At 68.6% G+C, this 24,979-nt stretch carries 27 protein-coding genes; 8 read left to right on the forward strand and 19 right to left on the reverse strand.

Translation table 11 applies throughout. The features are described 5' to 3' along the window. Window positions 1-563 precede the first annotated feature (563 nt). The 18 genes from LHU95_RS22820 to LHU95_RS22905 form a co-directional block, all read right to left on the reverse strand. Window positions 564-860 (reverse strand): hypothetical protein, encoded by a 297-nt coding sequence (locus tag LHU95_RS22820; RefSeq protein WP_248709248.1) that lies wholly within the window; start codon window positions 858-860, stop codon window positions 564-566. Window positions 861-1,090: 230 nt separating this feature from the next. Beyond that, window positions 1,091-1,801 carry a hypothetical protein gene (locus LHU95_RS22825; RefSeq protein ID WP_248709249.1) on the reverse strand — a complete coding sequence of 237 codons (711 nt, stop codon included), beginning with the start codon at window positions 1,799-1,801 and terminating at the stop codon, window positions 1,091-1,093. Between the two features lie 17 nt (window positions 1,802-1,818). Beyond that, complete coding sequence (locus LHU95_RS22830) at window positions 1,819-3,342, reverse strand: hypothetical protein (RefSeq protein WP_248709250.1); 1,524 nt, start codon at window positions 3,340-3,342, stop codon at window positions 1,819-1,821. After that, complete coding sequence (locus LHU95_RS22835) at window positions 3,332-3,889, reverse strand: toprim domain-containing protein (protein ID WP_248709251.1); 558 nt, start codon at window positions 3,887-3,889, stop codon at window positions 3,332-3,334. The genes LHU95_RS22830 and LHU95_RS22835 overlap by 11 nt, the downstream gene beginning before the upstream one ends. Next, complete coding sequence (locus LHU95_RS22840; RefSeq protein WP_248709252.1) at window positions 3,882-4,193, reverse strand: hypothetical protein; 312 nt, start codon at window positions 4,191-4,193, stop codon at window positions 3,882-3,884. Before LHU95_RS22840 ends, LHU95_RS22835 begins: the two co-directional genes overlap by 8 nt. Next, window positions 4,190-4,486, reverse strand: a complete 297-nt coding sequence (locus LHU95_RS22845) for a hypothetical protein (RefSeq protein WP_248709253.1) — start codon at window positions 4,484-4,486, stop codon at window positions 4,190-4,192. Before LHU95_RS22845 ends, LHU95_RS22840 begins: the two co-directional genes overlap by 4 nt. Window positions 4,487-4,491: 5 nt before the next feature. Continuing rightward, on the reverse strand, window positions 4,492-4,782 hold the full coding sequence (locus LHU95_RS22850) for a hypothetical protein (protein WP_248709254.1): 291 nt from the start codon (window positions 4,780-4,782) through the stop codon (window positions 4,492-4,494). Next, the gene (locus LHU95_RS22855) at window positions 4,782-5,027 is read right to left on the reverse strand and encodes a hypothetical protein (RefSeq protein WP_248709255.1); all 246 of its coding nucleotides are present in this window, start codon (window positions 5,025-5,027) and stop codon (window positions 4,782-4,784) included. The genes LHU95_RS22850 and LHU95_RS22855 overlap by 1 nt, the downstream gene beginning before the upstream one ends. 60 nt (window positions 5,028-5,087) lie before the next feature. Further along, on the reverse strand, window positions 5,088-5,582 hold the full coding sequence (locus tag LHU95_RS22860; protein WP_248709256.1) for a hypothetical protein: 495 nt from the start codon (window positions 5,580-5,582) through the stop codon (window positions 5,088-5,090). A 102-nt stretch (window positions 5,583-5,684) separates the two neighbouring features. Beyond that, window positions 5,685-6,032 carry a hypothetical protein gene (locus tag LHU95_RS22865; RefSeq protein WP_248709257.1) on the reverse strand — a complete coding sequence of 116 codons (348 nt, stop codon included), beginning with the start codon at window positions 6,030-6,032 and terminating at the stop codon, window positions 5,685-5,687. A 138-nt stretch (window positions 6,033-6,170) separates the two neighbouring features. Next, a complete protein-coding gene (locus tag LHU95_RS22870) occupies window positions 6,171-7,517 on the reverse strand; it encodes an integrase arm-type DNA-binding domain-containing protein (RefSeq protein WP_248709258.1) in 1,347 nt (448 codons plus the stop codon). Window positions 7,518-7,770: 253 nt separating this feature from the next. Next, window positions 7,771-8,985 carry a cation:proton antiporter gene (locus LHU95_RS22875; RefSeq protein ID WP_248709259.1) on the reverse strand — a complete coding sequence of 405 codons (1,215 nt, stop codon included), beginning with the start codon at window positions 8,983-8,985 and terminating at the stop codon, window positions 7,771-7,773. Between the two features lie 90 nt (window positions 8,986-9,075). Beyond that, window positions 9,076-10,626, reverse strand: a complete 1,551-nt coding sequence (locus tag LHU95_RS22880) for a carboxypeptidase M32 (RefSeq protein WP_248709260.1) — start codon at window positions 10,624-10,626, stop codon at window positions 9,076-9,078. Continuing rightward, window positions 10,623-11,378, reverse strand: coding sequence for an SURF1 family protein (locus LHU95_RS22885; RefSeq protein WP_248709261.1), 756 nt, complete (start codon window positions 11,376-11,378; stop codon window positions 10,623-10,625). Before LHU95_RS22885 ends, LHU95_RS22880 begins: the two co-directional genes overlap by 4 nt. A gap of 33 nt (window positions 11,379-11,411) precedes the next feature. After that, the gene (locus LHU95_RS22890; protein WP_248709262.1) at window positions 11,412-11,984 is read right to left on the reverse strand and encodes a class I SAM-dependent methyltransferase; all 573 of its coding nucleotides are present in this window, start codon (window positions 11,982-11,984) and stop codon (window positions 11,412-11,414) included. A gap of 180 nt (window positions 11,985-12,164) precedes the next feature. Then, window positions 12,165-13,028 (reverse strand): DMT family transporter, encoded by an 864-nt coding sequence (locus tag LHU95_RS22895; protein ID WP_248709263.1) that lies wholly within the window; start codon window positions 13,026-13,028, stop codon window positions 12,165-12,167. Window positions 13,029-13,240: 212 nt separating this feature from the next. After that, a complete protein-coding gene (locus LHU95_RS22900; protein ID WP_248709264.1) occupies window positions 13,241-13,723 on the reverse strand; it encodes a GcrA family cell cycle regulator in 483 nt (160 codons plus the stop codon). A 153-nt stretch (window positions 13,724-13,876) separates the two neighbouring features. Further along, entirely contained in the window at window positions 13,877-15,046 is a 1,170-nt protein-coding gene (locus LHU95_RS22905; RefSeq protein WP_248709265.1) for an energy transducer TonB, read from the reverse strand. A 140-nt stretch (window positions 15,047-15,186) separates the two neighbouring features. Between LHU95_RS22905 and LHU95_RS22910 the strand changes: the two genes are divergently transcribed. Next, window positions 15,187-16,320 (forward strand): PQQ-dependent sugar dehydrogenase, encoded by a 1,134-nt coding sequence (locus tag LHU95_RS22910; RefSeq protein WP_248709266.1) that lies wholly within the window; start codon window positions 15,187-15,189, stop codon window positions 16,318-16,320. Window positions 16,321-16,332: 12 nt separating this feature from the next. Here LHU95_RS22910 and LHU95_RS22915 read toward each other — a convergent pair whose 3' ends face one another. Continuing rightward, entirely contained in the window at window positions 16,333-17,190 is an 858-nt protein-coding gene (locus LHU95_RS22915; RefSeq protein WP_248709267.1) for a DUF4743 domain-containing protein, read from the reverse strand. A gap of 85 nt (window positions 17,191-17,275) precedes the next feature. Between LHU95_RS22915 and LHU95_RS22920 the strand changes: the two genes are divergently transcribed. The 7 genes from LHU95_RS22920 (at window position 17,276) to LHU95_RS22950 (ending at window position 24,979) form a co-directional block, all read left to right on the forward strand. Continuing rightward, window positions 17,276-19,153, forward strand: coding sequence for an ABC transporter ATP-binding protein/permease (locus LHU95_RS22920; protein ID WP_248709268.1), 1,878 nt, complete (start codon window positions 17,276-17,278; stop codon window positions 19,151-19,153). Between the two features lie 83 nt (window positions 19,154-19,236). Next, window positions 19,237-20,373, forward strand: coding sequence for a calcium/proton exchanger (gene cax / locus LHU95_RS22925; protein WP_248711609.1), 1,137 nt, complete (start codon window positions 19,237-19,239; stop codon window positions 20,371-20,373). Window positions 20,374-20,496: 123 nt separating this feature from the next. Beyond that, window positions 20,497-20,745, forward strand: a complete 249-nt coding sequence (locus tag LHU95_RS22930) for a hypothetical protein (RefSeq protein ID WP_248709269.1) — start codon at window positions 20,497-20,499, stop codon at window positions 20,743-20,745. A 108-nt stretch (window positions 20,746-20,853) separates the two neighbouring features. Beyond that, complete coding sequence (gene rpmB, locus LHU95_RS22935; protein WP_248709270.1) at window positions 20,854-21,150, forward strand: 50S ribosomal protein L28; 297 nt, start codon at window positions 20,854-20,856, stop codon at window positions 21,148-21,150. 308 nt (window positions 21,151-21,458) lie between these two features. Further along, window positions 21,459-22,247, forward strand: coding sequence for a sensor histidine kinase (locus LHU95_RS22940; RefSeq protein WP_248709271.1), 789 nt, complete (start codon window positions 21,459-21,461; stop codon window positions 22,245-22,247). A gap of 581 nt (window positions 22,248-22,828) precedes the next feature. Continuing rightward, complete coding sequence (locus tag LHU95_RS22945; RefSeq protein ID WP_248709272.1) at window positions 22,829-23,632, forward strand: transporter substrate-binding domain-containing protein; 804 nt, start codon at window positions 22,829-22,831, stop codon at window positions 23,630-23,632. Between the two features lie 6 nt (window positions 23,633-23,638). Beyond that, entirely contained in the window at window positions 23,639-24,979 is a 1,341-nt protein-coding gene (locus tag LHU95_RS22950) for an extracellular solute-binding protein (RefSeq protein WP_248709273.1), read from the forward strand.

A 24,979-nucleotide genomic window follows, 5' to 3' on the forward strand; every position in this document is an offset into this window, starting at 1 on the left:
CGGCATTTTCCCTACTGCCAGACAACACACTCGCACCGGCCGGCCGCTGGCGCCCTTCCCTGTCTCCCTGTCTTTTTAAAGGAAAAGGCGCGCCAGCCGCGTCCGGGTCGACCGTAACCCGCCTATGTCTAAGGCTCGCTGCGCTGCAACAAGGTCGCCAGCCCGCGCCAGGGGTCGCCAGCCTGGCGCCGATCCGTGCCCGTCAGCCGAGGTTGAGATCGGCGGCCGATGGGAAAAGACGCCAACGCAACAGCCAGCAACCGGCGCGAGATACCGCCTGATACGCCAAGAGGTGGGAGGAATTTTTCCGGTGAAACGCGCTGTTGCGTTGCATCCTTCCGTCTCAAAAACACTACCGGGGCGCCGGGCCTTTGGCCGCCGTGTTGAGTTCGGAGGGGGAAGGACCCACCCCATAGGGGGGTATGACCGGAAATATTCCGGTTCGACACCCCAGTTCCTGCGGGCGAACGTGCGATCTAGACAGGAAGGGTCCGGGAAGGCGCGCGCCAGGGGTTCTGCCCCAACCATTGGGGTGATGCCAATGGTTGGGGCTCAGGGGCACGTCACACCCTCGCGCGGGGCGCCTCGAGCCATCCGGCCGGCAGGGTGCAGAGACTGACCTCATAAGGCCGCCACCACGAAACAGGCGTCACCCCATCCGGGCCAGGCTCCCGCCCATAGCGCAGCAGCAACCCCATGGAGCAATTCCGAAGCACGCGCTCCCGGAGTAACCGCCGCGTCTCGGCCACGCGGGGCGTCCCCGCCAGCCGCGCCACCGCAAAGAGGCGCCCCGCATCAATCCACGCCTCCTCAATGACCCCGGCCAGATATTCGATGGGCTGCCGGTGCTCAATCAGCAACGGTGCCCTTCCGGTTGACAGAAGCGAGAGGTCACACTGCGCCATGGTCAGCTTGCACCGGACCGACTGCACGATGATCTCTTCTTCCCGAGCCAGGAGCAAAGTCACCCGGCCTGCCTGAGTGCCGGCCCCGGCTTCCACCCACCCGGTAGTCTCGCCGCGTGAGGGCCAATCATCGCCTGGCGGCAGGGGGGCGCCCGGTATTGCGCCCCCCACTGTTTGACCATCCATCACGCGCCTGCGCCCGGCCAGATGGGCGTTGCTGGATCGGCGGGCCAGCCCTGCCCGGTCAGGGCCGGAAGCCGCACCTCAACCCCAAGGGCTGGGCGACGCACGCCACCGGGCACCATGGGCGCCAGCTCGGCCAGCGGCGCCGGGGGAAGCACCCACTCAGCCGGAACAGGCGCCCCATCATCCCACTGGATCAGCCCGGCACGAAGCGCAGCGTCCAATGCCACGCGCGCATCCTCAATGGCGGCCAGGGCTTCGCGCTCCGGGATCAGCACCTTATGCACCAAGGCGGCGGCGAGCTTGGGGTATTGCTCGCCGAGCGCCACCCGCGCCGCGTCGGCCTTGGCGCCGGCCTCAGCCAGCTTCGCACGCAGGGCGTTGAGCTGCACCCCGCGCATGGCATCGGCGAGCTTCGCCTCGAGGATCGGCACCATGGTTGCCGCGTGTTCAGCTTCCGTCCTGGCGCGCGCGAGGGCTTCCTCGGCCCTCGTCACTTCTTCGGGCGTGCCACTCAGCAGCACACCGCCCCGCTTTGCCAGAAGCTCGGCCTCGGCCCTGGCGGCGGCCTCACCCGCGCCGCGCGCGGCGGCGAGCGCGGCCTCAATATCGGCCACGCTCTCCGTTTTCGGGCGCATGCCCAGCAACGTCTTCAAGTTCATTTGCACCACTCCACAAGCCGTCAGGATGCAGCACCAGGCGGGACGGCCCACCACCCGGCGCCGAGCTGCTACAGGCGCCGGACGTGCCACCAGCGCGCGCCATCGGCGCCGCCCTTGCCTGCGATGAAGTCTATGCGGTGAACCGCGCGCATACCTGGCGCGATACGCTTCAGCTTGGTGCCCAGGACATTTGCGGTTTTTGGCCACAGTGGTGACCGCGACACCCTCTCGGGCACCAGTGACGATAGCCGCGTGAAGAGCTCGGTTGGCCCGCCGCGCCATTCGTCGCGGCCCTCCTTTTCGCGTTGCTCATTCAGCAGCGCCACCAGGGCTTGCGCCACGTCATCCACCTCGAGCGCGGCACGGTCGGCTTGATGGCGATTCGCGCGCCAGGCGGTTGCGATGACACCAGGCGCCAGGCCCAGCCCTGGCGCCGCCGCCTCGGCCCAGAGGGCCGCATCCATCATGCGCGGCGGATCGGCGATCTTCATGCCAGCGATGTTGCGGAGCGCGGCGGCCAGGCCATCGCAGATGAGGCCAAGAAGGCCGGGCTGCAGCCGCTGGAAATCACCGCGGATTGCCGCCTCTTCGCGTCGCTGCGCGAGGGGGCGGAGCTCGATGCTTAGGGCGCGATCCGCCAGATCGGGGCGGGCCAGGATCGTGCTTGGAATCCCGTTGAACAGCAGGGGGCGAACGGCCGTGAAGATGCTCTCATCGCCATCGGTATGCAGCGCGCGCGCCGAGAAACCGCCGCCCGTGGCGATGCGGCAGAAGCAATCCGCGAAGGCATCGCCGAGGCCGCTCAGATTGTCGAAGGCGAGAAGGTGACGGTTCGCGGCGGAGATGAAGAGGTCGCGCTCTTCGCGAGGCAGGGCGCGGCCCGTGAGTGTGCTCGGATCAATGAGGCTTTGCAGGGCACGCGAGGCACCGCTCTTGCCGCTCCCTTGCTCGCCATGAAGCAGGGCAATGGGATAGCTGCCACCCTCGGCGAAGGGCCGCGCAGCACACAACAGCCAAGCCCAGATCAGGGCCAAGCCGTCTTCATCCGCGTTGACGAATTGCGCCAGGTCGGCAGGCTTCGCGCCATCGGGCTCAGGGCATGGCAGGGGCAGCGAATCGGGCGCGCGCAGGAAGCAGGGCGTCACCTCGGCTGGCGCGATGATGCGCCAACCTTCACCCGTGATCCGCACCGCGCGCCGCTCGCCCTCCGGATCACCGCCGCCGAGATCAATCCAGATGTCGCCTTCGTGCTGCGCGAAGCGCCGCCATGGCAGCTTCACATCCCCGGAGCTCAGGGCGCGCGCCTCGGCGAGATTGATCGTCTCGCCGAGCGCGGTGCCGGAGAGGCCGGCCCCATGCGCGCCATAGAAGGCCGTGAGCAGGAAGGTCCGGCAGTCGCGCGACTGGACGCGCATATGTTCGCGGTGCCGGCCCATGGGGACGCTGGCATGCGCCACACCATCGGGCGAGCGCCAGAGGTCCACATCCGAAAGCAACAGCGCCAGCTTGTCGCGGCGGTTGCGCTTGGGCGCGTCACCATCGGCAGGCGGATCGTCGCCCGCATCAGCGATGCTGAAGCCATCATTCGCCATGGGCGTGCCGCCTCAGAAGGTCGTTGAAATCCTCGCCGGGCTTGTCGGGCAGGGCGATCCGCACCTTCCGCCCCTCGGCCTTCCACCGGGCCGCCGCACGCTGCGCGGCCGCTCGCCCTGGAGCGTCATGGTCAGCCGCGATGATGACTTCTCGCACCTCGGCGGGGAGGATCAGCGAATCGCCAAGATTGCCGGCCGAGATGGCGGCCCATGCCGGCAGCTTCAGCAGCAGCGCGGCAGAGAGGGCCGTCTCAATCCCTTCGGCCACCACAAGGCGCGGCCCGTGCGGGTAAAGGCGCACCGCGCCGCCTCGCACTTGCCCCAGCGTCATCCGCACGGGGTCCACCTTCGCTTTGCCAGAACCATCGCGCGCCAGGAATGTGCGATGCACCGCGACACCTCGGCCGGCCGCATCCGTCACCAGCGCCAGCATGCAGGGCAGGCGCACGTCGCTGGGGTGCTTCGCGTCCCGGAGATAGCGCAGCGGCGCCGAGGGTGGCGGCGGCACCAGGCGGCCCGTGAGATAGACCGTGACAGGATCAACCATGGGCGCCGCTCGGCTTGGCTGGCGTGAGCTCCACACCCTTGCCCCATAGGTCCATCGCTTTGCGCCGCCGTTCCGCTTCATCGGGGTTCGGCGAGCTCGCCGGCATGGGCGAGTGCATCACCTCACCGCCGAGAAGCGCGCGGGTCAGGTCGCCTTGATCGCAGCCGTAGAAACAGCGCCAGAAAGTCTTGCCGGCCTTGTCTTCGACGGTCAGGGAAGGCTTGCCGCAGCATGGGCAGGCGCCGCGAAACTCACGGCCGTTGCGCTTCAACGCGAATCGTGTGGCGAGCTCGGCCGCGTTCATGGCAGAGGCATCCGCAGAATGGTGAGGCTGCTTTCCTTCGCCGGCAGGGCGGCGAAGAGCTCGGCCACCAACTGCTTTTCCAGATGGCGGACGATCCGCGTCCGGGCGTGGCCTTCCATCTGCGCGGCATGCACCAGGCCGCGCGCGAGGGAGACATAAACCGGCTCATTGCCGGTTGCCGGCACCATGGCGAGGCTGCGCGCCAGCGCGTGCAGCTTGTCGCGGAAGATTTTCGGCGCGTCTTGCCGCACCTCCGGCACAAGCCGGAGATGATTCGCACGGGGGGAGGGCATGGGCGCTACTCGTCCTGCACCGACAAACACAAGCTGTAGAGGAAGCGCAGTTCGAGGCGCTGTTTCTCGGCTTCCCATCCCGGCTCTTGCTGAAGATCATCGGCGGCGTGGTCGTATAGGTGGTCGTATAGGCGCTGCGCGGCTTCGACGTAGGGAGGGACAGCCTCGACCTTTGCGTCGTGAGCTGCGCCTACCAGATGCTCGGCTAGGTCCCAAAGCATCTGGCTCAGATGCTCGCTGGCAGGCCGCGCCACGATGCTACGCCCCCGATCCATCTTCTGCGTCACCCGGGCCATTACGCAGCCCCTTTCAGCAGCCGCGCCGCGCGCCGCGCCATCATCGCATCGCGCGGCAGGGCGCGCGTGGCGTCCAGGGCGGCATTCAACTCGGATCGGCGCCAGCGGGGCGCCTTGGGCGCGGGATACAGCGGCGCCGGAAGACGCTGCGATGCCACCGCCCGCCAGAAGGCCGGCAGGGAGAGCCCCACCTCGGCGGCGGCAAGCTCGGCCGGGAGTAGGGGGTCAGGCGTAGGGTGCGACATTTGCGGAGTGCCTCAACATGGTTGTGAGGCGATCCAAGTATCCGCACAAAAAAACGGGCTCTAGTGATCTTTCTTTGCGGGAGAACGACGACCAAAGGCCAGCCGGCGCGGCGCCTTCAATCCCGTCAGCTTCTCGGCCCGTTCCAGCCTTCGCCGCGCGGCGGCGAGGGTGACGCCATCGCTCTTCACCAAGCTGCGCGCCAGCGTATCGAAATCCGTATTCAGGCCGAGCATCCAAGCGTCATCTATCGCTTGCTGATCGCGCGCGGGCTTTGTTCCCGCGCCAGGATTTGGCGGCGAAATTAGCAGATGGCCGAGGCGGGCGGCAGGGTTTAGCGGATCAGATGCGGGACGCGGCGGCAGCGCGCGCGCCAACTCCCTGTAGAGGAATAGCGCCACCTCGGCCGCGCCGCGCCTATGCTCGGCGTCGGTATGGGCAGACAGCAGCATGCCTAATGCGCGTTGACCATGCGGCGAATCGAAGGGCGGCCCAAGCTCGGCGGCGAGGGCGCGCAGCCGCGTCAGAAGCGGCGAGTCGCCGGGCTTATCATCCATCGCACGCGCCTCCGCTGGCGCTCCGCACGAGAGGCGGCGGGGCTGCGCGGTGCGGAAACCGCGCGGGCTGGCCGGCCCTGCCCCGCCGAGGGTCAGACTACATCACGACTCGGTCAGAGGCGCGTCCTTACCATCCCACGCCCGCGCGGCCCGTGCAGTTTCCCGCGCCTCGCCTCGCTCCGCCGCACGATCCAGTGCTTTCCGGATGGAGTCGTTCTCCATCATCGTGAACCAATGCGTCGCGCGGTCTTCATGGACGGCCAGCATATTCTCAGCCGCTACGGTCAAGCGGTTATCCAGCCATCCCAATGCCTCCCGGACGGAGGTGGAGGTCGCCCGGCTGCCATCCTCCCGAATCGCCTCCAGGACCAGCGCAGCGAGACATGCCGCGCCCGTCAAATCATAGATCAGCGGCTCTATCTCGGCGCTTGTGCCTGCCGTGCTAACCATCTTCCTAGCCTCGTTCATGTGTTCACCCACAAGTTCGGGGTCAGGCCGGTTCGGGAGGTCGTATCTCCCGTGCCGGCCGCCCTCAGATGCGCGGAACCGCCGCGCGCGGATCACTCGATAAGGTGGGAAATTCCCACCTTATCCGGCAGGGCGCCGCCGCTTGGGTAGCGGCACCACCTCGGCCGATGCACTGACCAGGCCGGCCACATGGGCTTGCCAGAGGGTCAGGGCGGCAATCACCTCCGGCGCGTAATCGTGCCGGTCATAAGTCCGCTCAAGCGCGCTGCGCCCGCTGATATGGTTGATGGCGGCCTCGGCATGGTCACGCGGCACACCCAGCCGCGTCATGCCGGTTCGGGCCGTGCGGCGCAGATCATGCCAGCGCCATTCCGTCACCTTGCTTGCTGCATCCAGGCGCAGCTTCAACCGGCCGAAACCCCGAAACCCATTGCTGGCGGATCGGCCAAGGATGAAGTCTCCCGGCTCCGGCACCTCATTCGGCCAGACCGTGCGGAGCTCGGCCAGTGCCAGCGGGGAGAGGGGCAGCACATAGCCGACGCGGTTCTTTGTCCTGGCGCCGGGGATGCTCCATCGCCCGGCCTCAAGGTCCAATTCGCCGGCCACCATGTCGGCAACCTCCCGCTCCCGCGCGGCGGTCAGCATCAAGAGGCGCGTGAAGGCCCGCAGCTTGGGCGGTTCCCGATCCGCGGCCTTCCAGATCGCGGCGAGTTCGGCATCGGTCAGCACCCGCGCGCGGTCAGGCGGCGGCGGGGCGATGGTGGCGGCACCCTTGCGGGGCAGCATCGGCGCGGCGATCCAGCCGAGCGCCTCGGCGTAGTTCAGGAAGGCCGAGGCCGTCCGGTAGAGGAAGGCGGCGGCACCCGCGCCACCCTTGGCCGGGGCGCCCCGCTTCGCCGGCTCATCCGTCTTCCGCTTCGCCTTCCGCGCCACCGCATCGGCCTTGCGGCCCTGAATCAGCGCGGTCCAATCCTCGCGCGTAGTGGCGCGCAGCAACTTGGCGCCGAGGGCGGGGACAATCACCTTGTCACACACCCGCACCACCTCGGCCGCGTAGCGCGGGGACCATGGGGCGGCAGGATCGCCCAGGCGCGCGCGCTGCCATTCCAGCAGCCGGGCGGAGACGGTTTCACCCTCAGCGGCCTTCACGGCTTCCTTGGTCGCCTTCCTGGCCTGCCGCACGGCCCGTTTGCTGGCCACGGGGTCCGCGCCCGTCTCTAGGGTGCCCCTGGCCTTCCTGGCTTCGCTCCGGGCCGCCGAGATGCCCAGCGCCGGCCATGTCCCCAGCTTCACCCGCGAATGCCGGCCATCGGTGCCCACCCGGCCCCGGACGCTCCAAGTCGCGGCGCCGCCATGCGTCATGCGGAGAATGAGACCGGCCTCGGTTTCGTCGCGCACCTCCAGTCGCTCGCCCTTGGGGGGCGGGGCGAGGGTGCGAAGGAAGGCATCGGTGATTGCGAGCTTCATGTCCCGATTTCCAGCTTAGATTTGCCCCCGATTTTGCCCCCAATTTGCCCCCGATTTTCGCCGGGGGCACACCGGGGGCACAATTCAGGCGCGGCGCCAGGATACTATGGGATGCTCCGGTATGATTGTCGAGACGGTATTTGGCGGGTTACAGCGCGATCAATAGGGCCGGGGGCACAGTTTCCGGGGGTGCGGTTTCATATTCCCAAGCTGAATGTCAGGGGTTCGATTCCCCTCGCCCGCTCCATCCCCCTCACGGCCCGAGCTTCGCCGCCACCCGATCGGCCAGCCGGAACATGAAGGGATTGACCGCGATGGTGATGATCGCCGCCGCCAGGATCAGGTCCCGCCCGGCCTCCGGCAGCACGCCCTCGGTCACCGCCAGCCCGGCGAGGATGAAGCTGAACTCCCCCACCTGCGCCAGCGCCGCGCCGATGCTCAGCGCGGCCTTCGGCGTCAGCCCACGGACCCGCGCGATGGCATAGGCGGCCAGCGTCTTGCCAATCAGCACGACCAGGACGGTGGCCAGCAGGGCCAAGGGCTCACGCAGCACGATGGTCGGGTCGAACAGCATGCCGACCGCAACGAAGAACAGCACGGCAAAGGCATCGCGCAGCGGCAGGGTCTGCTCGGCCGCCTTCTGCGACAGCGCCGATTGGCCCAGCACCAGCCCGGCCAGGAAAGCGCCCAGCGCGAAGGACACGCCGAACAGCACATAGGCCAGGTAGGCGATGCCCAGCGCCGTCACCAACGCGGCGAGGGAGAACAACTCGCGCGAGCGCAGCCGCCCCACCCAGGACAGCGCCCAGGGCAAGACCCGCGCGCCCACCACCAGCATCAGCGCCACAAAGATGGCGACCTTGCCCAGGGTGATCAGCAGGGTCAGCGCCACGCCCTCGGCCCCGCCAATGCCGATCACCAGCCCGGCGGCCGGGCGGTCCTGCGTGACGGCGGCCAGCACCGGCACGAGGACGAGCGCCACCACCATCGCCATATCCTCGACCACCAGCCAGCCGACGGCGGTATGCCCCTGGGTGGTGGCCAGCTCGCCGCGTTCGGTCAGCGCGCGCAGCAGCACGACGGTGGAGGCGACGGAGAGGCAGAAGCCGAAGATGATGCCCGCCGCATCGCCCCAGCCCATCAGCCGCGCCAAGGCCCAGCCCAGCAGCGTGGCCGTCGCCATCTGCAGGATGGCGCCGGGCACGGCCACCCCCCGCGCATCGGCCAGTTCCCGCGGCGAGAAATGCAGCCCGACGCCGAACATCAGCAGGATCACGCCGATTTCCGCGAGCTGCTGCGCCGCCTCCACATCGCCCATGAAGCCGGGTGTGGCCGGGCCGATACAGATGCCGGCCGCCAGATAGCCCACGATGGTGGGCAGCTTCAGCGCCCGCGCGCCAAGGCCCAGGAACAGCGCGAAGGTCAGGCCCAGCGCGATGGTGGCGATCAGGCCGGTTTCATGTGGCATCGCTAGCGCATCATCCGTTCATGCGGCATGGGTTGTACGGAGCGGAATGACCGAAGGACAACAGGCCGGCATCCGTGCCGCAAGCCTTTGTCAACGCAACATCCCCTCGCCGCGCGCGCGGAGGGAGAAGGCGGCGGAGGCTTCCATCGCCGCATCATCCTGCAGGTAGCGCGCCGCCAGGTGTTCCTGGAAATCCATCGGGTCGAGGGGTTTTCCGGTCGCTGCCCGCAGCAGGTCCTGGAAGCCCAGGCTCGCGCCATAGCCATGCACATTGGCCCGCAGCCAGGTGACCAGCGGCCGAAGGTTTCCAAGCGCCAGGGCCTGGTCCAGCCCCGGCGTCGCGGCGCGGGCCGCCTTCATGAGCTGGGCGGCCGCCATGGCGCCGAGCGTGTAGGAGGGGAAATAGCCAAAGGCGCCATCATGCCAATGAATATCCTGCAGGCAGCCCCGCGCATCATCGGGCGGCGCGATGCCGAGCAGCGCGTGCAGCCCCTCGGCCCAGGCGCCGGGCAGGTCGGCGATGGCAAGCTCGCCGCCGATCATGGCCCGCTCCAGCCGGAAGCGCAGGATGACATGGGCCGGATAGGTCAGTTCATCCGCATCCACGCGAATGAACCCGCGCGATACGCGGCGCCAGAGCCTGCCCAGGTTTTCCGCCGCATAGGGCGCCGCATCACCGCCAAACAGCTGGTGCAGCCTGGGGCCGAGAAACGCGAGGAAGGCATCGCTGCGGCAGGCCTGCATCTCGATGATCAGGCTTTGCGATTCATGCGCGGCCATGCCGGCCGCTTCCCCCACAGGCTGGCGCGCGAATTCCTTCGGCAAGCCGCGCTCATACAGCGCATGCCCGGTCTCATGCAGCACACCGAGCAGGGCCTTGGCGGGATCCGCCTCATTATAGAAGGTGGTGATCCGCACATCGCTGGGCGTGCCGCCGCAAAAGGGATGGACGCTTTGATCCAGCCGGGAATGCTCCGCCTCCAGCCCGAGCCGGAGCGAGAGGCGACGGCACAGCTTGCGCTGCCGGCCGACGGGAAAGGTTCCGGCCAGCGGCAGGGGCGGGCCACGGCGCGCCTGGATTTCCTCGGCGCGGGGCAGGGCGTCACGCAGGAAGACTTCATAGGCCTCGAACACCGGCTCCACCTCGGCCGCGGTGACGCCGCGCTGGTAGCTCTCCATCAGCGCGTCATAGGGCGAGAGGCCGGTGGCGGAGGCCAGGGCCTGCGCCGTTTCACGCTGCAGGCGCAGCACCTCCTCCAGCGCCGGCCGCACCATGGCAAAATCCGAGGCCGCCTTGGCATCGCGCCAGATTTTCTCGCAGGTGGAATTGGCGCGGGCCGTGGCCTCGACGAGGGAGGTGGGCAGGGCGGTGGCGCGGGCATGGGCGCGGCGCATCAGCTCCAGATTGGCGCCCTCCCAGGCGCCTTCGGCCGTTGCCGCGCGCAGATCCTCCGCCACATCGGGCGCGGTCATCATCTCATGCGCGAGGCCGGCGAGGGTGGCGAGCTGCTCGCCACGGGCGGCGCCACCACCACGCGGCATCATCGTGCTCGCATCCCAATGCAGGATGGAGGCCGCTTCACCCAGCGCGCCGAGGCGGGCCGCGCGATGCGTCAGGCGTTGATAGGCGGCGTTGCTCATGTCTCGCGGATCCGTCTGCTGGCCCAGAGAAGGAAAATGGCGGTCCAGGCCAGGGCCAGGCCGAACCAGGTGATCGCGTAGCCCAGATGGGGATTATTGGGCGCCGGAAAGCCATGGGCCGCATCGGGCACCGGCCCGCGCTGCGGCGGCGGCGTGGACCCCAGGCCGGACGGTGCCAGCGGTGCTGCGGGAACCACCACCACCAGCGCATAGGGCAGCGCATCGCCCGCGCCCAGGCTGCGCGCGATGGCGCCGGCATCGAAGCTGTAGAAGCGCCGCCCCGCCGGATCATCCCGCGCGGCGAGCAGGCTGCGGCGGTCGGAGAAGCGGGCATAGCCATTGAGGGTCACCTCGCCCTCGGGGCGGGTCACCTGGCCGCCGTCCAGGGGGGCCCAGCCGCGCTCCACCAGAAGGGCCGGGGCGCCTGGCCGGTCCAGCACGGCGATCAGGCTGCCACCCAGCACCGTCCCGCGCACTTCCAGCCCGAGCATGGCCTCCGCACCCGGGCGGAACCGGCCGGTGGCGGTGACATGCGCGAAGGGCAAGGGATTGGCGGGGGCGTCGATCGGCGGGCGGGCCTGGGCGGCGGCAAGCTCCGCGAGCAGCCCCTGCTTCCAGGCCAGCCGCTGCACTTGCCACGACCCAAGACCCAACAGCACAGCTAGGATGGGCAGCGCCAGGAAGCTTGGAAGAATGAGCCGCTGCCAGGCGATGGGTGGGCGGCCGGGCATGGTCCTGGGTGGATGGGTCATCGCCCCATCATGTGGCGCAATCCGCCCGGATTGTCAGGCGCAGTTCTTCACTTCGACCAAAGTGAACAGCGAGAGGGGCGGGCAGGCTTCCATCCGCTCGATCTCGGTTTCGCCCTCGCCGAGCAGATCGCTCAGCTTGAAATCCGGATGCCAGCCGAGGATGCGGGCGAGCGGCGCGGTGCTGCGCTCCAGCCACCAGCGGAAGCCGGCATCGGCGGCAAAGTGGTTCACGAACAGCAGATAACCACCCGGCCGCACCACGCGCGACATCTCGGCGTAGAGCTTGCGCGCATCGGGCACGACGGAGGCTGTGAACATGGCCACCGCGATATCGAAGCTGTCATCCGCGAAGGCGGTGCTTTCGGCATCCATCTCCAGCAGGCCGTGGCAGGCGGTGATGCGTTCCTGGGCCACACGCTCCTGCGCCTTGAGCAGCATCTCGCGCGAGAGATCAATGCCGACGACATCGAGGTCCGGCCGGTAATGCGGCAGGGCGAGGCCGGTGCCCACACCCACTTCCAGGATGCGTCGCCCGGCGGTCTGGGAGATGCGATTGACGGCCGCGACGGCGCTGCGCCGGCCAAAGGCCGAGACGCCCCCGAACACCAGGTCATAGACCCCCGCCCAGCGCCGATAGGCACTCCGGACGGAAGCAGCGTCAAGCGCGGCACGAGGATGGGCGCGGTCGCCCTCCGAAAGGCCGAAGGTTGGAATGTGACAATTCCCTTTCGATCGGGGTCAGGGGTTAGCGCGGCGGCAGGGGGGGCGCAAGCGCCTTTCTCGGAATCAGGTTGCGCCGCGCGGTGGGCTGCGCTGCGGAATGGCCGTCAGCAGCCCCCCGGCGGCAATGATCACGGCGCCGAGAAGAGTGATCCCATCCGGCCAATCGCCAAAGACCAGGATGCCCGCGAAGGTGGCCCATACCAGCTGCGTGTAGGAGAGAGGCGCCAGCAGGCTGGCCGGCGCCCGGGCATAGGCCAGCACCAGCAACCCATGGCTCACCGCGCCAAGCACCCCGACGGCCACGAGAATGCCCCATTGCAGGGCATTTGGCGGCAGGAACACCAGGGGCTGCGCGAGCGAGGTGGCGAGCGAGGCCGCAAGGCCGGTGTGGAAAATCGTCACGCGGCTGTCATCCAGCGCAGCCAGGCGGCGGGTGAGGATCTGGTAGAAGGCGAACATGGTCGCCGTGCCGAGGGGCAGGAGATAGGCCCAGTGCAGCGCGGCGCCGGTCAGGAAGGGCGGCCGCAGCGCCACCATGACGCCGATGAAGCCAAGCGCGACGCCACACCAACGCCGCAGGCTCACCCGCTCCCGCAGCAGCAGGGCGGCAAGAGCGACGGTGATGAGCGGCGAAGCGAAGCCCACCGCCGTCGCATCCGCCAGCGGGATGCGGGCCAGGGCCGCCGTGAAGAGAATGCTGCACCCGGCCAGCAGCAGCGAACGCAGCGCCTGAAGCCCGGGCGCACGGGACCGCCAGGGAAAGCGCCCCATGCTGAGCCTGAGCGCGATGGCGACGGCGAGGAATGCAAAGAGGAAACGCGCCCAGATGATCTGGACCACCGGGAAGTCGGCCGCCATCACCTTCAGCAGCGTATCCATCATGACAAAGATCATGAGGGCGCAAAGTTGCAGCAAAACGCCCTTCATGCGGTGCGTTCCTGCCTTGCGGACTCAGGGTTGGGTGGCGGCCCGTGCCCGCGATTCAATCCGTTGCACGGCATGCCGTGCCTGGAATCTGCGCCGTGAACGCCAAGATCTTTGCCATGCGGCAAATCTGACGGACGGGAGGCGTAAAGGGAAGCTCCCACCGGACACGAACTTCGTGCCCGATGGTGCTGAGTTTGCGGCTTCGCCTCAGTTCAGGCGGCGTCTTCGCGGCGATCCTTCACGCGGACATAAGCCAGCGCGGCGTGCTCGGTGCAGTAGGGCTTGCCGCCCATCGCGGTGGCCGAGCAGAAGCGGAAGCCCTTGGTGCCCGGCTCGCCGATCGGCCAGCAGCAGGATTTGGCGCTGACGCGCGGGAAGGCCCGGACGACACTGGGCGCCTTGGGCACGACGGAGAGCACGGGCGCTTCCACCACCGGCCGGGGCTCCTCGCGCCGCGGCGCGATGGGCATGGCCGCGCGCAGCGGCGGCAGGGTGGGGCGGCGCCCGGTCGCCACCGGGCGGGGCGCCGCCGGATCGCGGCGAATGGGGCTCGGCCGGGCCGGCAGATCAAGGCGATGCGCCTTGCCCACCACGGCATTCTTCGAAATGCCCATGCGGCGGCCGATCTCGGCGGTGGAGTGCCCCTCGGCCCACAGGGCGCGGAGGCGGTCAATGGCTTCGTTGGTCCAGTCCATAGGATACAATCCCCCGTCCCTGATACTAAATAGAGTAGCAAAAGACAGGCTTGACACACAAGCACTGGATTGTTCCGATTCGCCAGAAACTTGTGGAAAAGCCTTGGCGTTCCAGTTTCGGATTCAGAAACAGTGGGTTGTGACTCCTCCGAATCAGCGGCGGATCAGGAGATAATTCACCGTCAGCTCGATCGTGACCCCATTCGGGTCCGATCCGGGTGGGAAGGCAGGCAGCCGGGCGCCCTGGAAGGGAAAGGTCGTCCCGAAATTCAGCGAGGGCGAGGTGGAAGGCCCGGCCAGGCGCACATTGCGCACCGTGCCATCCGGCGCCGCCGTCACGATCACGCGCACCGTGCCATCCTCGCCCAGTGCGATGGCGCGCTGCGGGTAGCTCAGATTCTGGTCCAGCCAGCGGCGGAAGGCCGCCCGCCAATCGGCGCCGACCTGGGCGCCCGTGACCCGGACCGAAGGGTCGGTGCGCGGCCTGCCCTCCAGGAAGCGCGGATCCACCGTCGTGTCGGTGCCGCGCGCCTGGGGCCGGCCGGCCGGGGGGGCGGCGGGGCGGCCCAGCTGCACGCCGCCAGGCGCCCAGATTCCGGGCAGATTGGGCTGGGCCTGCTGCGGGCGCTGGGCCTGTTGCTGTGGCGGGCTGGGTTGGCGCTGCGGTGGCGCGGGCGGCGTTGGCGGGGGCGGCGGCGGCAGGCTTTCGGCCAGCCGGTCCGGAATGCGCAATTCCGTGGGCGGGGTGAAAAGCTCCACGGCACCCGGCAAGGGCGGCAAAGGCGCCTGCGCGACGGCCGGTTGCTCAGGACGGGGCGGCTGCGGAACGGGCGGCGGCTGGGGCTGCGCCATCGGGGGCAAGGGGGCCGGCGGCGGCGGGATTGGCGAGGGGGGCGGCGGCAGCGGCAAGGCCTGCTGGATCGGCGGCAGGGCCGGCTGCGAGGGCACCGGGGGGGCATTCGGCGGGGGCGGCACCTCCGCCTGATTGGGCGGGGTGGGCGGCTGCGGCGGGGTTTCGATGCCGTCCACCGGCTCGGCCATGGGCTGTTCCGGCTGGCCGCTCTCGAAGACGATATCGAAGCTTGGCGGGGGCATTTGCTCGGGGGGGCGCTGCCGCGGCTCCGGCCAGAAGAAGAACAGCGCCGCGATCAGCAGATGCGCCGCGATGGACCCCAGCCAGAAGCCCGGAAATCCGAAGATCGGCCTGGTCGGCTCGGGCGCACGCCAGCGCGCGCGCGGCGGGCTTGGGCGCCAGCTGGGGGGTTGGGGTTCCCGGCGCGCGGCCACGCGCCGCCGCGCGCCGAAGCGCGTGCGGGGACGCAAGCGAGGGGGGGCTGGATTCGCGCGGGTCACGCGGTTCGGCCGAACATTCCCCCGCCATAACGCAACTTCCCCGCGTCGGGAAACGCTGCCGGGTGACAAATCGTGCCTATCTGAGCGAAAGACAGCCCGGAACCCGCCCCATGCGCATCACCCGCCGCCCTCTCCTGACCAGCTTCCTCGCGGCCCCCGGCCTTGCCGCGGCGCAAGCCGCCGGGGACGTGTTTCAAAGCGAGAAAGGCGCGTTCCGGCTGCGCACCCTGACCGCCGAGCTGGAGAATCCCTGGGGCGGCGGCTTCCTGCCGGATGGCCGCCTGCTGGTGAGCGAGAGGCCGGGCCGGGCGCGGCTGATGTCCCCCGATGGCAGGCTCTCCCCACCCCTGGCCGGGCTGCCGGAGGTGGTGGCAGAGGGCCAGGGCGGGCTGCTCGACCTGCAGCCCGCGCCCGATTTCGCCACCAGCGCCGAAATCTTCTTCACCGCTGCCACATGGGTGGAAGGCGGCGTGCTGACGCGACTGTCCTGCGCGCGCCTCACGCCCCGCGGGATCGAAGGGGTGCGCCCCGTGCTGGATGCCGCACCCGCCCAGCCGCGCGGCCGGCTGCATTATGGCGGGCGCCTCGCTTTCTCGCCCGATGGCGCGCATCTCTTTCTGACCACGGGCGAGCGCAATGAAAACCGCGAACGCGCGCAGAAGCTGAACGACCTGGCCGGCAAGGTGATCCGCCTGACGCGCCAGGGAGAAATCCCGCGCGACAACCCCTTCTTCGGGCGCGAGGGGCTGCGCGGGGAGATCTTCACCTATGGCCATCGCAACCCGCAGGGCATCGCCTTCAACCCGGCGACGGGCGGGCTCCTCGTCGCGGAATTGGGCCCGCGCGGCGGCGATGAGCTGAACCTGATCCAGCCCGGCCGGAATTTCGGCTGGCCCGAAGTGTCCTATGGGCGCGAATATTCCGGCCGGCAGATCGCCGGCGGCCGCACCTCCGGCCCCGGAATCACCGAGCCCCTGCGCCACTGGGCCCCTTCGGTCAGCCCCTCGGGCATCCAGTTCGCCCCGGTCCATGCCCAGCCGCTGTGGCGTGGGGCGCTTTATGTCGCCTGCCTGAACACGCCCGGCCTGCTTCGCCTGCAAATGGACGGTGATCGGGTGGTGAGCGAGGAACGGCTGCTCTGGGGGCGCGCCCGGCTGCGCCAGGTGCTGTTCGCGCCCGATGGGGGATTGCTGCTGCTGACCGATGAATCGCGCGGGCGGGTGCTGCGGCTGGATGCGGCCTGAGGAGGCGCCGCATCACGGACCCTGGTTCAGCCCCTCCCGCAGGGCGCGGCCTTCGGCACCCGCGGGGTCAATCAGCCCCTCCCGCAGGAACAGGTCCATCAGCACCAGGTTGACGTTGAACTTGATGCTTTCAGTCTCCCGCAGCGCCTCCAGCAGGCGCGGCGCCGGCCAGAGCTCGAAGCGCTCCACCTCGTCATCATGGGGCTCGGGCGTGAAGCTCTCGGGCAGATCGAGGTCGAAGACGTGCAGCACATCCCGCCGCAGGCCTTCCTCGCCCGTGAAAATGTAGGAGAGGCGGCCGGTCCGCTTCGCCTGGGCGGCCAGTTCGGGCGGCAGGGAGGCTTCTTCCTCCGCCTCCTTCAACAGGGTCTCCTCGGCGGAGAGCCCGGCCGGTATGCCGCCGGCGACCAGGTTATCCAGCGCGCCCGGCGCCACCGCCTTGTTGCGTGCCCGCACCCCGACCCAGATGTGCAGCCCATCGGCGCGGCGCACCAGGCCGTTCAGATGGACACCCTGGCCGATCACCCCGAATTGCGGAATCATCCCGCGGTCCAGCGTGCCCAGCACCGGCCCTTCCGCCGCTGCGCGGATATCGAACAACTCGCCGCGCAGGCGGCCGAAGCCCTGCCGCGCCAGGCTCTGCGCGGCGGAGGCCAGTGCATCGCTGCGCTGGCCCGCGCTGCGCAGCCGTCCGGCCATGGCCACGCCGCGGCCCTCGAAATGGAAATCGCGCGGCAGGAAGGTCAGCGCCCGGGCAAGCTCGGGCGAGACCCAGCCCACCTGCTGCGCGCCGAAGTGGAACGGCAGGAGGTGCGCGGGGGAGGGCGCATTGTTGCAGGCCTCGATATGGCGGGAGAGGGGTTTGCTCATGCCCGGCATGTGGCAGGGACGGCGCCCCACGGGAAGAGAGGCTTCGCGGGGGCCAGTGGTTCCCAAATCCCGCGCCACGCGCCACATGACAGGAATGAGCGCGAAAACCACGAATCACGGCCGGACCCTGCGGACCATCCTCCCCTACCTCTGGCCGGAGGGGGAGGACGGGCTGAAGATCCGCGTGGTGATCGCGGTGGTCTGCCTGGTCGCGGCCAAGGCGGCCAATGTGCTGGTGCCGATTGCCTATGCGCGGGCGGTGGATGCGCTGGCGCCCAAGGCCGGCGTGGGAGCCATGCTGGCCATCCCCGTAGCGCTGGTCATCGGCTACGGGCTGCTGCGCGTCATGTCCTCGGCCCTGGCGGAACTGCGCAACGCGGTCTTCGCCAAGGTGCAGGCGCGCGCGGCGCGGCGCGTGGCGCTGAGTGTCTTCGAGCATATGCACGCGCTCTCCATGCGCTTTCACATGGACCGCTCGACCGGGGGGCTGAGCCGCGTGATCGAGCGCGGCACGCGTGGCATCGCCATCGTGCTGAATTTCATGCTGTTCAACATCCTGCCGACGATCGTGGAGATCTTCCTCGTCGCGGCCATCCTGTGGTGGTTTTTCGCGCTGTCCTTCGCGCTGACGGTGCTGATCACGATCGGCGGGTACATCGCCTTCACGCTGATCTTCACCAATTGGCGCCTCGCGTTCCGCCGCGTGATGAACGACACCGACCAGGAGGCCAACACCAAGGCGGTGGACAGCCTGCTGAACTACGAGACGGTGAAATACTTCAACAATGAGCGGCACGAGGCCCGCCGCTACGACGAGAGCCTGACGCGCTATGAGGCCGCCTATGTGCGCTCGGAAACCACGCTCAACATGCTCAATGCCGGCCAGGCGGCGATCATGGCGGCGGGGCTGACCATCGTCATGCTGCTGGCCGGGCGGGGCATCGCGGGCGGCACGATGAGTGTCGGCGATTTCGTCATGGTGAATGCCTATCTCATCCAGCTGTATCTGCCGCTGAACATCCTGGGTTTCGCCTATCGCGAGATCAAGCAGGGCCTGACCGACATGGAGGAGATGTTCCTCCTGCTCGATGTGCCGCGCGAAATCGCCGATGCGCCCAATGCCGCCCCGCTGGTCGTTGCCTCCGGCGCGGTCGCCTTTCGGGACGTGCATTTCGCCTATCGGCCGGACCGCGAGATCCTCAAGGGCATCAGCTTCGAGGTCCCGCCCGGGCGCATGCTGGCCATTGTGGGGCCGACGGGTGCCGGCAAATCCACCATCTCCCGCCTGCTGTTCCGCTTTTATGACGTGACCGGCGGCGCGGTGCTGATTGACGGCCAGGATCTGCGCCAGGTGACGCAGGACAGCCTGCGCCAGGCCATCGGCGTGGTGCCGCAGGATACGGTGCTGTTCAACGACACCATCCGCTACAACATCGCCTATGGCCGGCCTGACGCGACCGAGGAAGAGGTAGTGCAGGCGGCGAAACTCGCCCAGGTGCATGATTTCGTGCTCAAGCTGCCCGATGGCTACAAGACGCGCGTGGGCGAGCGCGGGCTGAAACTCTCGGGCGGCGAGAAGCAGCGCGTGGCGATTGCGCGCACCATCCTCAAGAACCCGCGCATCCTGATCCTGGACGAAGCCACCAGCGCGCTGGATACCCGCACCGAGCAGGAGATCCAGGCCTCCCTGCGCGATGTCTCGCGCGGGCGGACCACGCTGGTCATCGCGCACCGGCTTTCCACCGTGGTGGAGGCGGATGAGATCATGGTGCTGGAGGATGGCCGCATCGCCGAACGCGGCACCCATGGCGCGCTGATCGCGGCCGATGGGCTCTACGCCGAGATGTGGCGGCGCCAATCCGAGGCGGTGGCCGCGGCGGAAGCCGCGGCACTCGCCCAGGCCCAGGCGCAATTCGGCAGCGGATTGAGCGCGCGCAAGGCGGAAGAGGGCGCGCGCGGGTAAAATGCGCCCCGCTCCGCGCATCCTCCCGATGCGCGGATGGCTGGGGTGCTGGGCATGCGGCAATCGAAGGCGAGGGCGTCGTGATGCGGCCCCTCTGGCTGTTCATCCGACAGAACCCTTTGCTCTGGCTTCTGGTCTTCGTGCCCGCCGTGCTGCTGGCCGAGCATCTCCGGCCCGAGGCGGCGACGCTGCTCTTTATCCTGGCCGTGCTGGCGATCATCCCGCTGGCCGCCTTGCTGAGTCGCGCGACCGAGGCGGTGGCAGCCCGGACCGGCGATACCGTGGGCGGGCTGCTGAACGCCACGCTGGGCAACCTGACTGAGCTGGTGATCGCCATGACCGCCTTGGCGGCGGGCGAGTACATGCTGGTCAAGGCCTCCATCGCCGGCGCCATCGTCACCAACACGCTGTTCATGCTGGGCGCTTCCCTCCTGCTGGGCGGGCTGCGGCACCATACGCAGAGCTTCCAGATCGCCGGCGCCAGGCTGCAGGCCAGCCAGTTGTTCCTCGCCACCATCGCGCTGCTGGTGCCGTCCAGCGTGGTGGCCTTCCGGAGTGACGATGGGGGTGCGGGGCTGCAGGATCTCAGCCTGCTGCTGGCGGTCCTGCTGATCGGCATCTACGGGCTCGGCCTCGTTTTCTCGCTGAGGACGCATCGGGAGATCTTCCAGGGCGCGGATCATGCGGCGGTGGATGAGGATTGGCCCATCAGCCTTGCGATGGGGACCCTGGCCTGCGTGACGCTCCTGGTCGCATGGGTGAGTGAAATCTTCGTGGGCTCGGTCCAGGAAGCGGCGGCAGGCATGGGCATGTCCGATGCCTTTGTCGGCTTCGTGGTCGTGTCGCTGGTGGGCGGGGCCGCGGAAATGACCTCCGCCTTCTCGGCCGCGCGCAAGAACCGGCTGGATCTGAGCATCGGCATCGCGCTGGGCAGCGCCTCGCAGATCGCGCTCTTTGTGGCGCCGATGCTGGTGCTGGCGAGCTACGTCATCGGCCCGAGCCCGATGGATCTGCATTTCTGGATGGGGGCCGTGATCATGATCATGCTCTCCACCCTGACCGCGCTGATCATCTGCGGGGGTGGCCGGACCGCCTGGTTCAGCGGGGCGCTCGTGCTGGGGGTGTATTTCACCTTCGCGGCGGCGCTGTATCTGGTGCCGCCAGGCCCGGCGGATCGCGGGGCGGCGTCATCGGGGTCAGGCGTCACGGCGCATCGCTGAGCCTGGTTTCATGGCCCCCGTCCTGGCCAAAGGCGCCCGGGATGACACAGCCTTAAGCTTTGGCCTCTTTCCTGGTCACGCCGGCGGCCCCATCTGCCTGATCTGATTTGGAGTGGCCGGAAGATGCAAGCTGCGGATGGAGATGCGCCCGAGGATCTGAGCCATGCGGGCTCGGTCGTGGACAAGGCGATCGAGTACATGCTGGAGCAGCAGATCGCGCCCATCTCGGCGGCGTCCGCCTTGTTGGGCGGGGCGCTGGGCCTGCTTTCGCGCAGCATGGATGATCGCTCCATCGCGGGTGTGCTGCGCCAGGCGCTGGCCAGCGTGGAGGCCGGCGAATTGCGCCAATTGCCGACGCTGCCGAAGGGCTGAGCCACGCGGCCGGCGCTTGACTCTGCTCCAGGCCTGCCGCATACGCCGGCCTCCGATTTACATCCGCGCCGGGAGTCCCGTGCGCGCTCAGTTTGCAGGATCATCACCATGGCTCGCCGCTGCGGCATCACCGGCAAGGGCGTTATGTCTGGCAACAATGTCAGCCACGCGAACAACAAGACCCGCCGGCGCTTCCTGCCCAACCTGCAGGAAACCTCGTTCTACTCGGATGTGCTGGCGGTTTCGATCCAGCTGCGCCTGACGACGAATGGCATCCGCACCATTGAACATAATGGCGGCATTGACGCCTTCCTGATGACCACCAAGCCGCGCAACCTGCCGCCCGAGGCGCTGGTCCTGAAGCGCCGCATCCTGCGCGCCCAGGCCAAGAAGGCCGCGGCCTGAGCCACGCTTCGAGAATGCCCGGCAACGGGCATTCTCCTTCGGCTAGGGGCGCGGCCGGGCAACTCGCCCGCGAAGCGCCCATTCGTTCCGTGCGAATCGCAGCGCCGCCGTGTCGCGGCTGACTTGCTCCTGCCCGCTCGCTGGCCGGTTGGGCCTTGGTGGGATTCATCTGAGCCCCCTGACATCTCGGTAAAACAACGAGTTACGCTCTGATGCTCTGGCTCTGCCCGAGGGCGCAATGTTTTATTGGGACTCGTGCCAATCTGGCATTTACTCGGCGTTAACCGTTTCCCGGCCAGAATCGGCCCATGACGATAGACCCCCTCCACACACTCCTCGCCCTCCTCGCCGTCGTGGCCGGGCTTGCCGCCACCCTCGCGACGATGCGCCTGCCCCGCCTGGTAGCGGAGGCCGCCAGGCAGCGTGACCTGGCCGAGGCCCGCGCCCGCAGCTTCGGCCTCCTCTCGCGCGATCTTAACAGCCTCGGCCTGGCGCTTCTGGGCCGCGCCCAGGTGCTCGCCACGGATGCGCGGGAGACTGGCCGCGCCTTTGAAGGCGAGGCACGCAATCTGCTCGCCCTGGCCGATGCCGCCGCCGAGGAAGCGGCCGGCGTTGTCCCGGGCCGCGGCCTGAACGAGGAGCGATTCCCCCTCGCTCCCATCCTGCGCGAGGCTGTCGCCATCGCCGGCGCCCAATTGGGGCCGGGCAAGCGGCATTGGCGCATCGCGCCGGCCATCGAGAACCTGGCCGTCACCGCGGATCGGCGGGCGCTGCGCGGCGCTTTGGTCCAGGTCCTGGGCCGCGCCGCCCGCGCCACCTGCGAGGCGGATGTGATTGATATCCGTGCCGATCTGCGGCCGCACGCCGCCTCCATCGTCATCGAGGATGAAGGGGTGGGCCTTGCCATCGAGGATCTGGCGCCCGCCGCGCATGACGGCGCGGCCGATCGCTCGCGCGGGCTGGGCTTCGGCCTCTCACTCGCGCGCTCCCTGCTGCGCGCGCATGGCGGGGAATTGGTGATCGAGGCAGCGCCCGGGATCGGCGCACGGGCATTCCTGTCCCTCCCGCCCGAGCGGATGGCAGCGAATTTGGGGTGAGGCCTCTGGGATTGCCTCAACCAAGCGAAAGAGCACGCTGCCATCGCCGGATACAGGCGCGGCCCTGGGGCTGAATTGCCGGCGGGATCATCGCGCATGCGGCCGGTGGTCGTTCAGCTCACCGGGGCGGTCGGGTGCCCCATGCGGTGGCGGCTCCGCCCACGCTTTCGCCAATAAGGACCCGATCTCCCTGACAGGCGAGAGCAACCCGGCGTCCCTCCCATCCATGCGCCGGGATCGCGGGGCAGTGCCGGCGGTACCCAGCTGCGATCCGTCATCATGAGCCGGCCCGAGCTTGGGCTTGCGGCAGCATCACGCGGCAAATCGCTGCAAGCCAGGACCCGCGTCGGGCCGGGGGTCGGGCTGACCGCATGGAACATCCGCCGCGCCATGCTCCCAGCGCAACTTGCGGCAAATCAACGTGCGTTGGATGCTCATGTCATATGATCCCAATGACATGGTGCTTGGCCCGCCTTGCAACCTCTCGAAAAACCGGAACTGAGAGAAAGGTCCAGACCCGGATGAGCGATCGGCGCCTAGGATCGGGCAGCCTCCACGCCACGCGGCGCGGATCCGCGCCTGTGCTCCCAAGCCGACGGGCGCTGCTTGCCGTTCCGGCCCTCCTGGCGGGACCAGCCTGGGGGCAGGAGGGGGATGGCTCCCTTACGCGGGTGGCGCGCAGCGGCGTGTTGCGCGTCAGCATCGGCTTCTGGGCGGCCGAGCTTCTGGCGCAGGAAAATGGCGGTACAGCGCGCCTGCGGGATGGCTTCCATGAGGGCATGGCCCTGCTGATCGCTGAGCGGCTGGGCATCCGCGCGGCTCTCCAGACGGAGCAGGCCCCGGGTGACGGCCGGCGCGGATTGCTCGCGGGGGAGGTAGACCTTCTCCTCGCACCGCCGCTCACCAGGGAGTTATTGCGGGACGTCATGTTCTGCACACCGCATCTTTCACTGGACCTGGTGCTGCTCGGCCGTGGCCAGGGGGGCAGCTATCGCGACCGCGCAAACCTCCAGAGCCAGAGGTTGGCGACGCTCACGGTCCTCGCTCCCGCCATCGCGGAACGGCGAACCCTCAGTGACCTGCCTGACTTGCTGCCCGTCTCCGACCCCTGGCTGCTGGCGCAGTACCTGCTGCAAGGCCTGGTGGATGGCGTCATCGTGACCAATGTGATGGCCCGGTTGATGATGCGCCGCTTTCCCGGCGCCGGGCTGCGCGCTCAATTCGCGCTGACAAGCAGCCCCTTTGGCGGCGCCGTGGCCTATGGCGCCCATGACCTGATGCGGGCGTTGAACCAGATCATCGAGGAGCTCCAGCTGGATGGCAGCCTGCCCAGCTTGTTCCGCCAGGAAACCGGGCTGACCCTCACTCCTCCCTTCCCAAGCTGAGGCCTGATGTCGCTCCCCCCCCTGCCTGCCATGCCGCGCCGCGCCCTTCTCGGCACCGGGCTGGCCACGGCGCTCACCGCCCCCGCGACAGCCCAGCCGACAGATCCGCAGACGGTGAATTTCGTCAGCTGGACAGCCACCGAAAGCACGCAGGCCGCCATCCGGGAGCAGATCGCCACCTTCATGACGGCGACTGGCCTGCGCGTGGCGCATCAGCACTTTCCCTGGAGCGGCTATCGCACGGCCTTGCTCGCGCGGATGCTGAATGAAGGCCCGGCCGATGTGATCTGGCTGTCCGATGCCTGGCTGCCCGAATTCGCCGAGGCCGGCTGGGTAAGCCCGATCAACGACATCCCGGCCCTCACCCGCTTCAACCCGGACACGCGCCTTGTGTGCCAACGCGGCGTGAGCTTCCGCGGGCAGCAATACGGCCTTGGCTACTACACCGACAACATGTGCTTCCTTTACAATCAGCGGATGCTGGAGCGCGCCGGCTTCGCCGAACCGCCAAAAACCTGGAATGAGGTGGTGCAGCAGGCGCAGGTGATCCGGCAGCGCGGCCTTTCCGCATCGCCGCTCGGCCTGGCCCTCGCGCCCGACCCCTGGCTGATCGAAATCATCTCCACCCTGGTTTTCAGCTTCGGCGGAGCATTCATCGGGCCGACAGGCGAAGCGGTGATGGCAGACCAGCCGCAGACCCGCGCGGCGCTGCAATTCCTGCTGCACATGATCCGGCATGAGCGGATCGTGGCGCCCGACGCGGTCAAGGTCAGCGAGGATGAGATGCTGGAGGCTTTCGGCCAGGGCCGGCACGCCTTCGCCATCCTGCCGAGCTACCGTTTGCGCAGCCTGAACAACCCCGCCCAGTTTGCCGAGGCGGGCAGCTTCCGGGTGGCGCTGATGCCCAATGGCGGCGATGCGCAGCGCCATGAAACCTGCGGCTGGGTGCGGATGTATGCGCTCACCTCGGCCGCTGCCTCCAATCTGCAAAGACTGCGCAACGCCGTGACCTTCCTGGAAGCCTTCGGCGGCAGGGACCAGACCGGCCAATACGCCATGGCCAAGCGCCTGCTCCTGTACGCCGGCCTGCCCTTCTGCCCCACGCCGCTCTACACCGACCCTGAGGTGAATGACTACGTGACGGAATGGAGCCGCGGCAGCAGCGAAATCCTGCGCAGCCAGCTGGACTCGGTTCGCAACAAGGACACCATCTCGCCCTGGTTCGGCAATTGGCAGGCCCTGACCGATCCGCTCTGGCCGGCCATTTGCCTGGGCACCCTCGCTCCGGAGGCGGCGCTGGGCCTGGCTGCGGAAGCCTGGTCCCGCCTGCAACGCACGAGGAACTGA

It is taken from the genome of Sediminicoccus sp. KRV36, from assembly GCF_023243115.1.
GTDB lineage: Bacteria > Pseudomonadota > Alphaproteobacteria > Acetobacterales > Acetobacteraceae > Roseococcus.

Bases quoted from the DNA above. Each gene is read 5' to 3' on its own strand.
- LHU95_RS22830 (WP_248709250.1), bottom strand. From the start codon at position 3,342: ATGGCGAATGATGGCTTCAGCATCGCTGATGCGGGCGACGATCCGCCT.
- LHU95_RS22835 (WP_248709251.1), bottom strand. From the start codon at position 3,889: ATGGTTGATCCTGTCACGGTCTATCTCACGGGCCGCCTGGTGCCGCCG.
- LHU95_RS22840 (WP_248709252.1), bottom strand. From the start codon at position 4,193: ATGAACGCGGCCGAGCTCGCCACACGATTCGCGTTGAAGCGCAACGGC.
- LHU95_RS22845 (WP_248709253.1), bottom strand. From the start codon at position 4,486: ATGCCCTCCCCCCGTGCGAATCATCTCCGGCTTGTGCCGGAGGTGCGG.
- LHU95_RS22850 (WP_248709254.1), bottom strand. From the start codon at position 4,782: ATGGCCCGGGTGACGCAGAAGATGGATCGGGGGCGTAGCATCGTGGCG.
- LHU95_RS22855 (WP_248709255.1), bottom strand. From the start codon at position 5,027: ATGTCGCACCCTACGCCTGACCCCCTACTCCCGGCCGAGCTTGCCGCC.
- LHU95_RS22860 (WP_248709256.1), bottom strand. From the start codon at position 5,582: ATGGATGATAAGCCCGGCGACTCGCCGCTTCTGACGCGGCTGCGCGCC.
- LHU95_RS22865 (WP_248709257.1), bottom strand. From the start codon at position 6,032: ATGGTTAGCACGGCAGGCACAAGCGCCGAGATAGAGCCGCTGATCTAT.
- LHU95_RS22870 (WP_248709258.1), bottom strand. From the start codon at position 7,517: ATGAAGCTCGCAATCACCGATGCCTTCCTTCGCACCCTCGCCCCGCCC.
- LHU95_RS22875 (WP_248709259.1), bottom strand. From the start codon at position 8,985: ATGCCACATGAAACCGGCCTGATCGCCACCATCGCGCTGGGCCTGACC.
- LHU95_RS22880 (WP_248709260.1), bottom strand. From the start codon at position 10,626: ATGAGCAACGCCGCCTATCAACGCCTGACGCATCGCGCGGCCCGCCTC.
- LHU95_RS22885 (WP_248709261.1), bottom strand. From the start codon at position 11,378: ATGACCCATCCACCCAGGACCATGCCCGGCCGCCCACCCATCGCCTGG.
- LHU95_RS22895 (WP_248709263.1), bottom strand. From the start codon at position 13,028: ATGAAGGGCGTTTTGCTGCAACTTTGCGCCCTCATGATCTTTGTCATG.
- LHU95_RS22900 (WP_248709264.1), bottom strand. From the start codon at position 13,723: ATGGACTGGACCAACGAAGCCATTGACCGCCTCCGCGCCCTGTGGGCC.
- LHU95_RS22910 (WP_248709266.1), top strand. From the start codon at position 15,187: ATGCGCATCACCCGCCGCCCTCTCCTGACCAGCTTCCTCGCGGCCCCC.
- LHU95_RS22915 (WP_248709267.1), bottom strand. From the start codon at position 17,190: ATGAGCAAACCCCTCTCCCGCCATATCGAGGCCTGCAACAATGCGCCC.
- LHU95_RS22920 (WP_248709268.1), top strand. From the start codon at position 17,276: ATGACAGGAATGAGCGCGAAAACCACGAATCACGGCCGGACCCTGCGG.
- cax (WP_248711609.1), top strand. From the start codon at position 19,237: ATGCGGCCCCTCTGGCTGTTCATCCGACAGAACCCTTTGCTCTGGCTT.
- LHU95_RS22930 (WP_248709269.1), top strand. From the start codon at position 20,497: ATGCAAGCTGCGGATGGAGATGCGCCCGAGGATCTGAGCCATGCGGGC.
- rpmB (WP_248709270.1), top strand. From the start codon at position 20,854: ATGGCTCGCCGCTGCGGCATCACCGGCAAGGGCGTTATGTCTGGCAAC.
- LHU95_RS22940 (WP_248709271.1), top strand. From the start codon at position 21,459: ATGACGATAGACCCCCTCCACACACTCCTCGCCCTCCTCGCCGTCGTG.
- LHU95_RS22950 (WP_248709273.1), top strand. From the start codon at position 23,639: ATGTCGCTCCCCCCCCTGCCTGCCATGCCGCGCCGCGCCCTTCTCGGC.